We start from the raw sequence: 13,264 nt of genomic DNA, 5'->3' as shown, positions 1-13,264 counted from the left end.
GCACCACCCCCGACGCCGCCTAGCATCGAAGAAGGAAAACGGAGCAACGCCACTACACGGAAACGAGGATGGACGATGGCCGTACGGGAGATATTCGCGGGAATGCCCTGGTGGGTGAAGTGGGTTGCCGTACCGGTCATCGCGCTGATCGTGTTCGGCGGGCTCATCCTCAATCTGGTGGGTTTCGTCATCGGGCTGCTGTTCAAGGTTCTGGTGTTCGTCGCCCTGGTCGGCGGGCTTGTCTACGTCGTACGGAAATTCATGTCCTCGTCGTCCTCACGCAGCGACTGGTGAACCGGTGTCCGGGGGCCCGGAGGCACGGATCGCCCCTTGCGGCGCCGCCCCCGGCCACCCCGGACACCTGTCGCAGGGGCGGCCACGGGCCGGTCGGCGGAGACCACGAGGGCGGCCATGGCCGTGGTCACCGGCACAGAGGCGACCAGACCGATCGACCCCACCAGTGTCCGTACGATCTCCTCCGCCACCAGCTCGCTGTTGGCCACCGCCCCCACGCTGCTCTGCGCGATCGTGAAGAGCAGCAGCAGCGGCAACGCCGCACCCGCGTAGGCCAGCACGAGCGTATTGACCACCGAGGCGATGTGGTCCTGGCCGATCCGCAGCCCCGCCCGGTAAAGCCTGCGCACCCCCATGGAGGGATCCGCCTGGTGCAGCTCCCAGACCGCCGAGGTCTGGGTGACCGTCACATCGTCGAGGACGCCCAGTGAGCCGATGATGATGCCGGCCAGCAGCAGGCCGCTCATGTCGATGTTCGGGTAAAGGCCATGGATCAGACCGGTGTTGTCGTCGGTGTTCCCGGTCAGGCTCGCCCAGCCGATGAACAGCGAGCCGAGCAGTCCGATCAGGACCAGCGAGACAAGCGTGCCGAGCACGGCCACCGATGTACGGGCGTTCAGGCCATGGCACATGTAGAGCGAGATCAGCATGATGGCGCTCGCCCCGACCACTGCCACAACCAGCGGATTCGACCCCTGGAGTATCGCGGGAAGAATGAACAGCGTCAGCACGGCGAAGCTCACCGCCAGCGCGATCAGCGCCATCACCCCGCGCATCCGCCCTACCACGACCACCGCTACCGCGAAGATCCCGGCGAGCAGGGTCATCGGGAACCCTCGGTTCACGTCGATCACCGAGTACTGAAGCTCGCGGGGCGCGTCCGGCGCGTACGCGACCACCACGTCCTGCCCCTGGCGCAGTTGGCGAGGGGCGTCCGGCTGGATGATCTCGGTGAAGGTGCGGCCCTTGTCCGGGCCGCTGGTGACCTCGATGGTCGCCTTGCCGCACTTTCCAGTCCGAGCCTGCTGCGCCTCGGGTCCCTGAGGCGTCGTGACGCCGCCGGCCGGCGGGGCCGCCGCGGCGTTGACGTCCCTGCAGTCGACCTTGTCGAGCCGTACGACCGTGGCGTCCTGGGTCTGCCGGTCGAACCCCACGCCGGTGCGCTCGTGTTCGGGAGCGCCGCCCGGCCACAGGGCGACCAGAGCCACAAAGACGGCTGTGGCAAAAGGAATCAGCACCGCCGCGACGACCTTGCGGAGATGCTTCGAAACGGGCGCGGCCGGCCCGTGGCTGTGCGAGTGTCCGTGCGTATGCGGTTCCGTGGAGGTCACCGGCCGATCATCGCAAGAACGGCAGGGGTCCCCTGGCCAGCACGCCAGGGTTGACGCTAGCGTGGTGACACATTTGCACACGCGGGAGCTCGGAGCACCGGGCTGAGAGGGCGCTGACCGTTCGCTGCGCCGACCGCCGAACCTGTTACCGGGTAATGCCGGCGTAGGGAGTAGGTCACGATGACCGTTCAGGACGCACGCACGCCTGCCTCCAGTTCGAGCGAGGGCGGCAAGTCCATCGGCTGGCACAAGGGATACCTCGAGGGCTCACGCCCCGACATCCGGGTGCCGGTCCGTCAGGTGCACCTCACGAACGGCAAGGACGTGACGCTGTACGACACGTCCGGCCCGTACACCGACCCGTCCGTCGAGACCGACGTCCGCCGAGGCCTCCCGCCGCTGCGCGAGAACTGGATCATCGGGCGCGGCGACACCGAGGAGTACGTGGGCCGTCCGGTCCGCCCCGAGGACGACGGGATCAAGCACACCTCGCCGCGCGGCGGGCTGCGCAATCTCGACGCCGTCTTCCCCGGCCGGCCGCGCCAGCCCCGCCGGGGCCGGGACGGCCGGGCCGTGACCCAGCTGGCGTACGCGCTCCGGGGCGAGATCACCCCGGAGATGGAGTACGTCGCGGTCCGCGAGAACGTCTCCCCCGAGGTCGTACGGGAGGAAATCGCGGCGGGCCGTGCCGTGCTGCCGGCCAACGTCAACCACCCGGAGATCGAGCCGATGATCATCGGCAAGCGCTTCCTGGTGAAGGTCAATGCCAACATCGGCAACTCCGCCGTGACCTCCTCCATCGAGGAGGAGGTGGAGAAGATGACCTGGGCGACCCGCTGGGGCGCGGACACGGTCATGGACCTCTCCACCGGCCGCAACATCCACACCACCCGCGAGTGGGTGCTGCGCAATTCCCCCGTCCCGATCGGTACCGTCCCGCTCTACCAGGCCCTCGAGAAGGTCGACGGCAAGGCCGAGGAGCTGACCTGGGAGATCTACAAGGACACGGTCATCGAGCAGGCCGAGCAGGGCGTCGACTACATGACCGTCCACGCGGGTGTGCTGCTGCGGTATGTCCCGTTGACCGCGCGCCGCAAGACCGGCATCGTCTCCCGCGGCGGCTCGATCATGGCCGCGTGGTGCCTGGCGCACCACAAGGAGAACTTCCTCTACACGAACTTCGAGGAGCTCTGCGAGATCCTCGCGGCGTACGACGTGACGTACTCGCTCGGCGACGGCCTGCGGCCCGGCTCGATCGCCGACGCCAATGACGACGCGCAGTTCGCGGAGCTGAAGACGCTCGGTGAGCTCAACACGATCGCCAAGCGACGGGGTGTCCAGACCATGATCGAGGGCCCGGGTCATGTCCCGATGCACAAGATCAAGGAGAACATCGACCTCCAGCAGGAGATCTGCGAGGAGGCGCCCTTCTACACGCTCGGCCCGCTGACCACGGATGTCGCACCGGCGTACGACCACATCACGTCCGGCATCGGCGCGGCGATGATCGCCTGGTGGGGCACGGCCATGCTCTGCTATGTCACGCCCAAGGAGCACCTGGGCCTGCCGAACCGCGACGACGTGAAGACCGGCGTCATCACGTACAAGATCGCGGCCCATGCGGCGGACCTCGCCAAGGGCCACCCCGGCGCGCAGGAGTGGGACGATGCGCTGTCGGACGCCCGCTTCGAGTTCCGCTGGGAGGACCAGTTCAATCTGGCGCTGGACCCGGACACGGCGCGCGAGTTCCACGACGAGACGCTGCCCGCCGAGCCGGCCAAGACCGCGCACTTCTGTTCGATGTGCGGTCCGAAGTTCTGCTCGATGAAGATCTCGCAGGACATCCGGCGTGAGCACGGCGGTACGTCGGAGGAGATCGAGGCCGGAATGGCGGAGAAGTCCAAGGAGTTCGCCGCCGCCGGCAACCGGGTCTATCTGCCGCTGGCGGACTGACGGCGGCTGTCGCAAGTGGGCTGAAACGCCATGCGATGACGCTGAGGTGTGGGTCTCTCCCCCGGGAACGGGAAGAGACCCACAGTCACCTGGCCGCCCTCGCGCCCGTGTGCCTCGCCTTGGTCGTCCGGCCCTTGGGGGCCAGGGCCTTCGCCACCGTGAGCTGCACCGTCACACGCTTCGCGGCGAACTCACGGTTGAGAAGGGTCTGCTCGCGGAATTTCGCGGGCAGGTCGGGCATGGCGAGAAGACGGTCACATGCCTGGAGGGAGGCGGCGTAGTCGCCCACCCAGTAGGAGGTGATCGAGTATTCGAAGAGCAGTCCCCAGCGGTACACCCATGGCTGGGTGAACAGCAGGTCGCCCGGAGCCTTCTTGTCGAGCCCGGCGGAGGCGAAGGCGTGGGCGGCGTGATGGCGGCCCATCGTGCGCAGCTGCGACGCCAGCTGGTAACAGGCCTCGAGTCGCTGCGGACGTGCTTCCCAGGCGCGTGAGAACGCGTCCATGGCCCCCGGCCAGTCGCCGGTACCGGCCTTGATGACGCCGACCTGGAACAGCGAGTAGTACACCTCTTCCGCCCAGCCCCCCATCGCGGCGCGGCGCTCGTAGAGGGAGGCCGACTCCTCGAGCTCGCCCAGGTCGCGTACGGTCTGCGCCAGATAGAAGACGGTGCGTGTATTGCCGGGATCACGTTCGAACTCGGCGCGCAGCAGGCGCGCGTCACGTTCGAACTTCTCGTGCCGACAGCCTCCGTCGGCCTGGTCCTCGATCACGAGCGCGTCGAGGTTCTCCTGGAGGTCCCGCTCGTCGGTGGTGGGGTATTCGTGTGTGACACCGTGGTAGTACCAGGCGATGTCGCCACGCATCAGGTGCTTGAAGCGGTGCTGTACGAGGCCGTCGTACCGGATCATGTACGAGTCGGCGGTCAGCCGCGGCAGGGGGGCGTCCTGGCGCATGACATGGTCGGCGTCGATGGTGAGCAGGTAGTCGGCCTTGCCACGCGCGTGCTGGATGTTCAGCGTCCGGTTGTGGCCGAAGTCGACCCAGGGCTCCTCGTACAGTTCGCCCGGAATTCCCGCGAGTGCCTTACGGATCAGGTCCTGGGTGCCGTCGGTGGAGCCGGTGTCCGAGATCACCCAGGTGGTCAGCAGATGGCGTACTGAGGCGAGGCACCGTTCGATGACGGCTGCCTCGTTCTTGACGATCATGCAAAGGCAGATGGACTGATTCACGACTGGCGACTATATGGGGCCACAACCGGTCATATCGGACGTGGCGCGTCTCTGCGCGGGCTGTTGCGCCGTCTGTGCTCAGATATTGGGCCAATATGTTGATAGCGCTGCGGAAGCCTCAAGGCGGTGTGGCGGCGAGTCGATGAAGCCGAGGGAAGCTCGAATGCGCTTCCGAGGTATCACTCGATTCGGTTCCACAAGGAGCAGCGTATGAGTCCTGAGCACAGGACCAAGTCAGCTCTCGGTCCGCTTCCCCGTGGGGGCAAGTGGGCGACCGGTGGCGCGATGGCGTCGCTGGCACTCGTGCTTGTGGGGATGGCGTCTCCCGCACTGGCCGTGGCACGGAGCTTTGAGGCGAACCCCGTCCATGTGGTCGCCCCGTCCGGCGATCACGATGACGAAGATGAGGACGAATGCGAGCCGGAGAAGGACGGCAAGGGGCACAAGGGCGGTAAGCCTGGCAAGGACGGCAGGGGCGACAAGGAAGGTAAGCCCAACAAGGGTGGTAAGGACGTAAAGTCCGACAAGGCCGATAAGGCCAATAAGGCCGACAAGGCCAACAAGAAGAACTCGGACCATCGGATGAAGCCGCTGGACGGCTACGGTGAGGAAGAGAAGGAGAAGTGCAGGGGGGCGACCGGCCCGACCGGTCCTACGGGGCCGACCGGCCCCACGGGTCCGACTGGTCCTACGGGTAACCAGGGTGAGCAGGGTGTGACGGGTGCCACCGGCCCGACCGGTCCTACGGGTCCGACGGGTCCGACGGGTCCGACTGGTCCTACGGGTAACCAGGGTGAGCAGGGTGTGACGGGTGCCACCGGCCCGACCGGTCCTACGGGTCCGACGGGTCCGACTGGTCCTACGGGTAACCAGGGTGAGCAGGGTGTGACGGGTGCCACCGGCCCGACCGGTCCTACGGGTCCGACGGGTCCGACGGGTCCGACTGGTCCTACGGGTAACCAGGGTGAGCAGGGTGTGACGGGTGCGACCGGTGCCACCGGCCCGACCGGTCCCACGGGTCCGACCGGTCCCACTGGTCCCACGGGTAACCAGGGTGAGCAGGGTGTGACGGGTGCGACCGGTGCCACCGGCCCGACCGGTCCCACGGGTCCGACCGGTCCCACTGGTCCCACGGGTAACCAGGGTGAGCAGGGTGTGACGGGTGCGACCGGTGCCACCGGCCCGACCGGTCCCACGGGTCCGACCGGGCCGTGCCTCGACACGGACGCCGTCAACCCCGATGCCAACTCCGAAGTCAAGGGGGCGCTCTTCAACGGGATCGCCTACGCCGGCATCCGGGACCTCACACCGGCTTCCACGCCGTTCTCCTGGCACAACCTCAGCAGCGACACCGCCGCTCACCCCAACTTCCCCAGCGACGCGTGTGCGGTCGCCGTCGCCACCCAGGCCAACCGCGTCTCGATCCAGGTGCTGACCGAGAGCGGGCAAGTCTGGGAGACGCTGTGCCGCATTGTCAGCGGCACGCCGGACACGCTCCAGTGCGTCGATGACGGTCAACCGATCAACGCGGGCCTCGGCCCCTGGACCCACCTGGTCGACCCCAACCCGGGCAACCCCCCGCTGCGTGGCACCAACGTCAGCAAGTACCTGGCCCAGCCCAACATCAACCACAAGTTCCGCGACAAGGACATCCAGGCCAAGGTCCTCAGGCGGCACTGACCCCCATCGGATCAAGCTGAACTGAACCACTGTGCCGTGCCCGGTATCAGCCGGGCACGGCACACGTGCGTTCCGGGCTCGTCACTCCGGCTGGTGCTCGGGCCCCCCGAAATCCGGGCTGGTGAAGTCCGGGCTGGTGAACGAGGGGCGCGGGCCGGCCGGCGGTCCCTCGTCGGGACCGGCGAAGTCGGGGCGGGTGTAGCCGAGGTCGGGCAGGCGGCCCCCCGGGCGGTACGGGGGGCGGGACGATGTCGGGTCGGCGCTGGGGTCGGCCAGGGCGTCCCGGAGAAAAGGGAGTATGCCCCGTTCCAGCAGGGCGTGGCGCCAGGCGTCCCGGGCGCGCGAGACCTCCTCCGTCAGTTCGTCACCCTCTCGGTCGTTCTCGGCCGGGACCTGGGTGGAGCTGTTGCGCAGGGCCGTGATCAGCAGTCCGATCGCGGCGGCCAGGATACCTGCGGCCGTCAGCGCCCCGAAGAGCCAGCCCGCGGTCAGCATGGTGTCGGCGAAGGCCGGTCGGGGCTTGAGCATCTTGAGGATGTAGCCCACCAGCAGGAAGATCAGCGCGGCGGTGCCCGCCAGGACGGGTGCCAGCACGGTGAGGACGGCGGTGATTCCGGCCCCCGCGGTTCCGGCGGCTTCGCCCACGGCGGTGTCCTCGGCGGGTTCCCCGACGCCGGACGACGGCGTGGGAGCGCGCAGCTCCTCGCGGACTTTCACGTAGTGCCCGTACTCCGCCGCGGCGGCGGCGGTGATGATGGCGCCGGCGTTCAGGGCCATGGTGCGCAGCTGCTCGGTGTTGAGCCGCTGCCCGACCGCGGCCAGATCCGGATGGTCGTGCGCGGTGCGCAGTGCTTCGTTGAGGGCACGCTCGAATTCCGGGCGGTCCTCGGTCAGCAGGTGCGGAGCGCTGTTCATGTGCATCCCCCGATGCTCCGTTGGGCCGGATTGCCCGTATGTGCGGGCAGTCGGGCGGAAACGGAGGAGAGCCTGCTACGAATAAGCGGATGTACGAATAAGCCGATGGTAGAGCGGTCGCGGCACGAGGTGACAGGGTGTTTACGGAAAACACCTGCCCCGGCTGGGCTCAGTTATCCAGGGGAAGCCTTACGACCAGCAGCTTTCCGGCCATGGTCACTCCGCCGTCCATCGCGATCGCAAGTCCGTCCGCATACACGTGGGGGCCTTCGACGGAGGGTCCGCTGCCCTCGTCGCCGTCCTCGGAGCCGACTTCGCCGAGCAGGTAGGGGATGGGGCTGTGGCCGTGGACGATGCGGTTGCCGCCGTACGCGCCGAGGAGTTCCCGTACGGCCTGAGGGCCCGCGTCGTCGCGGAACGCGAAGCGCTTGGTGAACTTGCGGAAAAGGTCCCAGCACTCGTCCGCGTCGCCCCGGTTGAGGATCTCGTGGACGGTGTCGTTGACGTCCTCGATGGTGGATCCGTACTCGAGATAGGCGGTGGTGTCGGAGTGCAGGAGCAGATGGCCCTCCTCCTGGACGACCGCGTCGAGCCGGGACATCCACTGCAGGTGGACGTCCTGGAGCCGGTCCATGTCGGCCTTCTGGCCGCCGTTGAGGAGCCAGGCGGCCTGGAAAGTGGCGGTGCCGGCCCCCGAGTTGACGGGCGTGTCGGCGAACCGCTTGGCGCCGATGAGCAGCAGTTCGTGGTTGCCCATCAGGGCTTTGCAGTAGCCGCCGGCGGCCGCGGCCTCGGCGGACAGCCGCATGACGAGGTCGATGACGCCGATGCCGTCCGGGCCGCGGTCGGTGAAGTCGCCGAGGAACCAGAGGCGGGTGTTGCCGGCCGCCCAGTGGCCGTCGGCGTCGATGAGGCCCTGTTCCCGGAGGGCGGCCAGGAGTTCGTCGAGGTAGCCGTGGACATCGCCGACGACGTAGAGCGGCCCGAGGCCGTCGGGAACCGGGCCGGGGTCGGGCACGGTCTGCACCTGGACGGTGTCGCCCCGGCGGATCACCGGGAGGTCGCGGGCGGTGGGGGTGTAGCCCTCCGGGAACTCGCCGTCGGGGAAGGGGCTGCCGGGATGTGCAGGTGCGTCGGAGGGCGGCACGGGCGTCTGCGCGTACGGCGGTACGCGGAAGTCACGCAACGTCGCCGTCCGCACCACGGGTCCCTGACCGGCCCCCTGAGTCATCGACCCCTCCACCACCGTCGCGCCGCCGTACACCGGTCGGACCGTTCCCCGGCCGTCTGTGGGTTGCCCCTTCCTGGTCGGCCACGGTCCGTGGTGTCGTGCGCCCATCATAGGAATGAGGCCCGTGCTGTGTGACGCACCAGGGGTGTTCAATTCGGATGCGCTTGCGGCAGGCCGGTGGTTTTGCCGCTTTGTCCTGATTGGGAAGGTCACTCCGGGGACGGGGAGCGGGGAGCGCTGACCGTCGTGCGGGGCGGGCGGCGCTGCGAGGAGGTCCGGACGATCAGCTCGGTCGGTATGACCTGCTCCACCGGTTGGCCGGTGTCGACGCCCTCGATGGCATCGATCAGCAGCTGGACGACCGCGGTGCCGATGCGGCGCGGTTTGAGGGAGAGCGTGGTGATGGGCGGTTCCGTGGTGGCGTACACGGTGGACTCGCTGCAGCAGACGAGCAGCAGGTCGTCGGGGACGCGCAGGCCGTAGCGGCGGGCCGCCGCGAGCAGATCGGTGCCGTTGGGGTCGAACAGCCCGTAGACCGCGTCGGGGCGGTCGGGGCGGGCCAGCAGACGGTCGGCGGCGACGGCGCCGGCGCACGGGTCGTGGGCCGGGTAGGCCTCGTACACCGGAGCCTGGCCCACGCGCTCGCACCACTGGAGGTAGGCGGTGGTGGACAGCCGGGTGTACGTGTCCGTGGTGGTGCCGGTGAGCAGCCCGATGCGGCGGGCGCCGGCGGCGGCGAGATGGTCGAGCAGGTCGAGTACGGCGGCCTGGTGGTCGTTGTCCACCCAGGCGGTGACCGGAAGGGAGCCCCCCGGGCGGCCGTCGGAGACCACCGGCAGGCCCTGACGGACCAGCTCGGTGACGACCGGGTCCTGGTCGGAGGGGTCGATGACCACGGTGCCGTCGAGTGCGACGTTCGACCAGACGTCGTGGCGGGAGGTGGCGGGCAGGATGACCAGGGCGTAGCCACGGGCGAGCGCGGCGGAGGTCGCTGCTCTGGCCATTTCGGCGAAGTACGCGAACTCGGTGAAGGTGAAAGGTTCATCCCCGTACGTGGTCACCGTCAGGCCGATGAGGCCCGACTTGCCGGTGCGGAGCGTGCGGGCCGCGGCGGACGGGCGGTAGCCCAGCCGGTCGGCGACCTCGCGGACATGGCGGCGTGTGGCTTCCGGGAGCCGGCCCTTGCCGTTGAGCGCGTCGGAGACAGTCGTGATGGAGACCCCGGCGGCGGCGGCCACGTCCCGGATGCCCGCCCGGCCCTGCCGGCTTCCCCGGCGGGATGTTTCCGCCCGGCTCACCTGGTGCTTCCCTGCTGCTGTCATGGCCAGCCGATAGTAGGGCGAGGGCGGGCGGTTGGTCTGGGTGCATATGCGTGTGTCGATGGATACGTTTCTGCATGATCGGAAGCAGTCAAATGCCTTGGAAAGCAAGGGGATTGGCTCAAGCGGCATTTGAGTGGTACTTGCCGGGCCGTATGCAGTTGCCGAATGGCCGATGTTTCGAAGAGGTCTCAACTCACCTTGACGAGGGATGCGCGCCACGGCGTGAGCCACGGGCGCACGCCGTTCGGGGGTGCGCTCCCTCCCCTCCGTATCTTCCGGTCGGCGGGCATTCGCAGCGGGGCCGAATCCTCATAAGGTGAGCAGTATTGAAGTGAACACATCCGTGTACGGCCGAGGAGGACCTGCGGTGAGTGAGACGAGCCCCAAGCTGCGCCCTGAGCTGGACGGCATCCCCACCTACAAGCCCGGTAAGCCGGCGGCGGCCGGCGGTCCGGTCGCCTACAAGCTGTCCTCCAACGAGAACCCCTATCCGCCGCTGCCGGGAGTGATGGAGAGTGCCGTCGCCGCCGCGCAGAACTTCAACCGCTACCCGGACATGGCCTGCACCGGTCTGATGAACGAGCTCTCCGACCGTTTCGGCGTGCCCGTCTCGCACCTGGCCACCGGCACCGGCTCGGTGGGCGTGGCCCAGAGCCTGCTCCAGTCCACCTCCGGCCCCGGCGACGAGGTCATCTTCGCCTGGCGCTCCTTCGAGGCGTACCCGATCATCACCCAGATCAGCGGTGCCACGTCCGTGCCGATCCCGCTCACCTCGGGCGATGTGCACGACCTGGACGCGATGGCCGAGGCGATCACCGACCGGACCCGGCTGATCTTCGTCTGCAACCCCAACAACCCCACCGGCACCGTGGTGCGGCGGGCCGAGCTGGAACGGTTCCTCGACCGGGTGCCGTCGGACATCCTGGTGGTGCTGGACGAGGCGTACCGGGAGTTCATCCGGGACGCGGACGTCCCGGACGGCATCGAGATCTACCGCGAGCGCCCCAATGTCGCCGTGCTGCGCACCTTTTCCAAGGCGTACGGGCTGGCCGGTCTGCGGGTCGGGTTCGCCGTCGCGCACGAGCCGGTGGCGGCCGCCCTGCGCAAGACCGCGGTCCCCTTCGGCGTCAGCCAGCTCGCGCAGGACGCGGCGGTGGCCTCGCTGCGGGCCGAGGACGAGCTGCTGGGGCGGGTCGGCTCGCTGGTCGCGGAGCGCACGCGGGTGTACGAGGGCCTGGTCAAGCAGGGCTGGACCGTGCCGGAGACGCAGGCGAACTTCGTCTGGCTGCGTCTCGGCGAGCGTACGGTCGACTTCGCGGCGGCCTGCGAGAAGGCCGGGGTCGTCGTGCGGCCGTTCCCCGGTGAGGGAGTGCGGGTCACGATCGGCGAGTGCGAGGCGAACGACCTGTTCCTGCACACCGCGGAGGCGTTCCGCCGGCAGTTCCAGTGAACTCCCCGGGCCGGGCTCACCGAATGAGCTCGTCCCGGATCGGGGGAGCCCCGGCGAGCGCCTCGCTCGTCGGGGCTTCTTGTCGAAGAAGTGAGGAAGGGGCCGCTGGGGGCGTTCGGCATCCGGACGGCCGACGTGTTCAGCATCCGGACAGCGGCTGCGTTCAGCATTTGGACGGCAATCAGCTCAGGGACCCCCGGTGGAACCTTCGAATTCCGTATGAGCAATAATGCTTGTGAATGTGAACGCTTTCACAAGCGTGTCCCTGTTCATCCCGAGAAGTGCGGGACACAAGGGGCAGACTGCGCCTGTGACAACGGTGATGTAAGGAGGAGACGATGGAGCTGGCTCTCGCCCCGGAGACTCTGGCGCGCTGGCAGTTCGGTATCACCACCGTCTACCACTTCCTCTTCGTTCCCTTGACGATCTCGCTCGCCGCTCTCACCGCCGGCCTGCAGACCGCATGGGTGCGCACCGAGAAGCAGAAGTACCTCAGAGCCACCAAGTTCTGGGGCAAGCTCTTTCTGATCAACATCGCCATGGGCGTCGTCACCGGCCTTGTGCAGGAGTTCCAGTTCGGCATGAACTGGTCCGACTACTCACGCTTCGTCGGTGACGTCTTCGGTGCTCCACTGGCCTTCGAGGCCCTGATCGCGTTCTTCTTCGAGTCCACCTTCATCGGGCTGTGGATCTTCGGCTGGGACAAGCTCCCGAAGAAGATCCATCTCGCCTGCATCTGGATGGTCTCCATCGGCACGATCCTCTCCGCGTACTTCATCCTGGCTGCCAACTCCTGGATGCAGCACCCGGTCGGCTACGAGATCGACAAGGCCACCGGACGCGCGGAACTCACCGACTTCTGGGCCGTCATCACCCAGAACACCACCCTCGTCCAGGTCTTCCACACCCTCTCCGCGGCCTTCCTCACCGGCGGCGCCTTCATGATCGGCATCGCCGCCTTCCATCTGGCCCGCAAGAAGCACATCCCCGTGATGAAGACCTCGCTGCGGCTCGGGCTCGTCACCGTGGTCATCGCGGGTCTGCTCACCGCGATCAGCGGTGACCGTCTCGGCAAGGTCATGTTCGACCAGCAGCCGATGAAGATGGCCGCCGCCGAGGCGCTGTGGGACGGCGAAGCCCCGGCTCCCTTCTCCCTCTTCGCCTACGGCGATGTCGAGAAGGGCCACAACACGGTCGCCCTGGAGATCCCCGGCCTGCTGTCCTTCCTGGCCGAGGACGACTTCACGTCGTATGTCCCGGGCATCAACGACACCAACAAGGCCGAGCAGCAGAAGTACGGGCCCGGCGACTACCGGCCCAACATCCCCGTCACGTACTGGAGCTTCCGCTGGATGATCGGCTTCGGCATGGCGTCCTTCGCCATCGGCCTGGCCGGCCTCTGGCTGACCCGCAAGAAGTTCATGCTGCCGGAGCACCTCCGGGTCGGCGAGGACGAGCTTCCGCAACTGGTGCCCTTCAGGAAGGCGCTCCGGCCCAGGTTCATCCGGTGGTACTGGCTCATCGCCACCCTCACCCTGGCCTTCCCGCTGATCGCCAACTCCTGGGGTTGGCTCTTCACCGAGATGGGGCGTCAGCCCTGGGCCGTCTACGGCGTGCTGCGCACCAGTGACGCGGTCTCCCCCGGTGTCTCGCAGGGTGAGGTCATCACCTCCATGATCCTCTTCACCGCCCTCTACGCCGTGCTCGCCTGGGTCGAGGTCAGGCTGCTCGTGAAGACCGTCAAGGCCGGCCCGCCCGAGCTCACCGACGCAGACCTCAACCCGCCCACGAAGATCGGCGGCGGCCGTGACGCCGACCAGCCGATGGCCTTCTCGTACTGAGCCGCAGGGATCTGAG

Annotated in this window: 10 protein-coding genes and 1 riboswitch; of the genes, 5 read left to right on the top strand and 5 right to left on the bottom strand. The window is 68.0% G+C overall.

The features are described 5' to 3' along the window. The first annotated feature begins 75 nt into the window (after positions 1-75). The gene (locus ABD858_RS16200; RefSeq protein ID WP_345038011.1) at positions 76-294 is read left to right on the top strand and encodes a DUF5326 family protein; all 219 of its coding nucleotides are present in this window, start codon (positions 76-78) and stop codon (positions 292-294) included. Here ABD858_RS16200 and ABD858_RS16195 read toward each other — a convergent pair. Further along, a complete protein-coding gene (locus ABD858_RS16195) occupies positions 243-1,625 on the bottom strand; it encodes a YibE/F family protein (RefSeq protein WP_345038009.1) in 1,383 nt (460 codons plus the stop codon). The genes ABD858_RS16200 and ABD858_RS16195 overlap by 52 nt on opposite strands. Positions 1,626-1,696: 71 nt before the next feature. Beyond that, a riboswitch (TPP riboswitch) is annotated at positions 1,697-1,812 on the top strand. Here ABD858_RS16195 and thiC point away from each other — a divergent pair. Further along, entirely contained in the window at positions 1,806-3,578 is a 1,773-nt protein-coding gene (gene thiC / locus ABD858_RS16190) for a phosphomethylpyrimidine synthase ThiC (RefSeq protein WP_345038007.1), read from the top strand. (Overlaps the previous riboswitch by 7 nt.) Positions 3,579-3,663: 85 nt before the next feature. Here the strand turns inward: thiC and ABD858_RS16185 are convergent, their stop codons facing one another. After that, entirely contained in the window at positions 3,664-4,809 is a 1,146-nt protein-coding gene (locus ABD858_RS16185) for a glycosyltransferase (RefSeq protein WP_345038005.1), read from the bottom strand. A 1,155-nt stretch (positions 4,810-5,964) separates the two neighbouring features. On the opposite strand from ABD858_RS16185, the gene ABD858_RS16180 reads away from it, so the two are divergent. Beyond that, complete coding sequence (locus ABD858_RS16180; RefSeq protein ID WP_345038003.1) at positions 5,965-6,489, top strand: hypothetical protein; 525 nt, start codon at positions 5,965-5,967, stop codon at positions 6,487-6,489. A gap of 81 nt (positions 6,490-6,570) precedes the next feature. Here ABD858_RS16180 and ABD858_RS16175 read toward each other — a convergent pair whose 3' ends face one another. The 3 genes from ABD858_RS16175 to ABD858_RS16165 form a co-directional block, all read right to left on the bottom strand. Then, complete coding sequence (locus ABD858_RS16175; protein ID WP_345038000.1) at positions 6,571-7,410, bottom strand: hypothetical protein; 840 nt, start codon at positions 7,408-7,410, stop codon at positions 6,571-6,573. A 163-nt stretch (positions 7,411-7,573) separates the two neighbouring features. Continuing rightward, positions 7,574-8,650, bottom strand: coding sequence for a metallophosphoesterase (locus ABD858_RS16170; protein WP_425586329.1), 1,077 nt, complete (start codon positions 8,648-8,650; stop codon positions 7,574-7,576). Between the two features lie 194 nt (positions 8,651-8,844). Continuing rightward, complete coding sequence (locus ABD858_RS16165; protein ID WP_345037996.1) at positions 8,845-9,957, bottom strand: LacI family DNA-binding transcriptional regulator; 1,113 nt, start codon at positions 9,955-9,957, stop codon at positions 8,845-8,847. A 367-nt stretch (positions 9,958-10,324) separates the two neighbouring features. On the opposite strand from ABD858_RS16165, the gene hisC reads away from it, so the two are divergent. Further along, positions 10,325-11,407: a histidinol-phosphate transaminase gene (gene hisC / locus ABD858_RS16160; protein ID WP_345037992.1), complete on the top strand. Its 1,083-nt coding sequence runs from the start codon at positions 10,325-10,327 to the stop codon at positions 11,405-11,407. Between the two features lie 338 nt (positions 11,408-11,745). Beyond that, positions 11,746-13,248 carry a cytochrome ubiquinol oxidase subunit I gene (locus ABD858_RS16155; RefSeq protein ID WP_345037990.1) on the top strand — a complete coding sequence of 501 codons (1,503 nt, stop codon included), beginning with the start codon at positions 11,746-11,748 and terminating at the stop codon, positions 13,246-13,248. Positions 13,249-13,264 lie beyond the last annotated feature (16 nt).

Origin of the sequence: Streptomyces sannanensis (assembly GCF_039536205.1) — a bacterium.
Taxonomy (GTDB): domain Bacteria; phylum Actinomycetota; class Actinomycetes; order Streptomycetales; family Streptomycetaceae; genus Streptomyces; species Streptomyces sannanensis.
Note: the sequence above shows the minus strand (reverse complement) of the source record. Positions and strands in the feature narration are given on the sequence as shown.

Coding starts and splice junctions, on each gene's coding strand:
- ABD858_RS16155 (WP_345037990.1), top strand. CDS start 11,746: ATGGAGCTGGCTCTCGCCCCGGAGACTCTGGCGCGCTGGCAGTTCGGT.
- thiC (WP_345038007.1), top strand. CDS start 1,806: ATGACCGTTCAGGACGCACGCACGCCTGCCTCCAGTTCGAGCGAGGGC.
- ABD858_RS16175 (WP_345038000.1), bottom strand. CDS start 7,410: ATGCACATGAACAGCGCTCCGCACCTGCTGACCGAGGACCGCCCGGAA.
- ABD858_RS16165 (WP_345037996.1), bottom strand. CDS start 9,957: ATGACAGCAGCAGGGAAGCACCAGGTGAGCCGGGCGGAAACATCCCGC.
- ABD858_RS16200 (WP_345038011.1), top strand. CDS start 76: ATGGCCGTACGGGAGATATTCGCGGGAATGCCCTGGTGGGTGAAGTGG.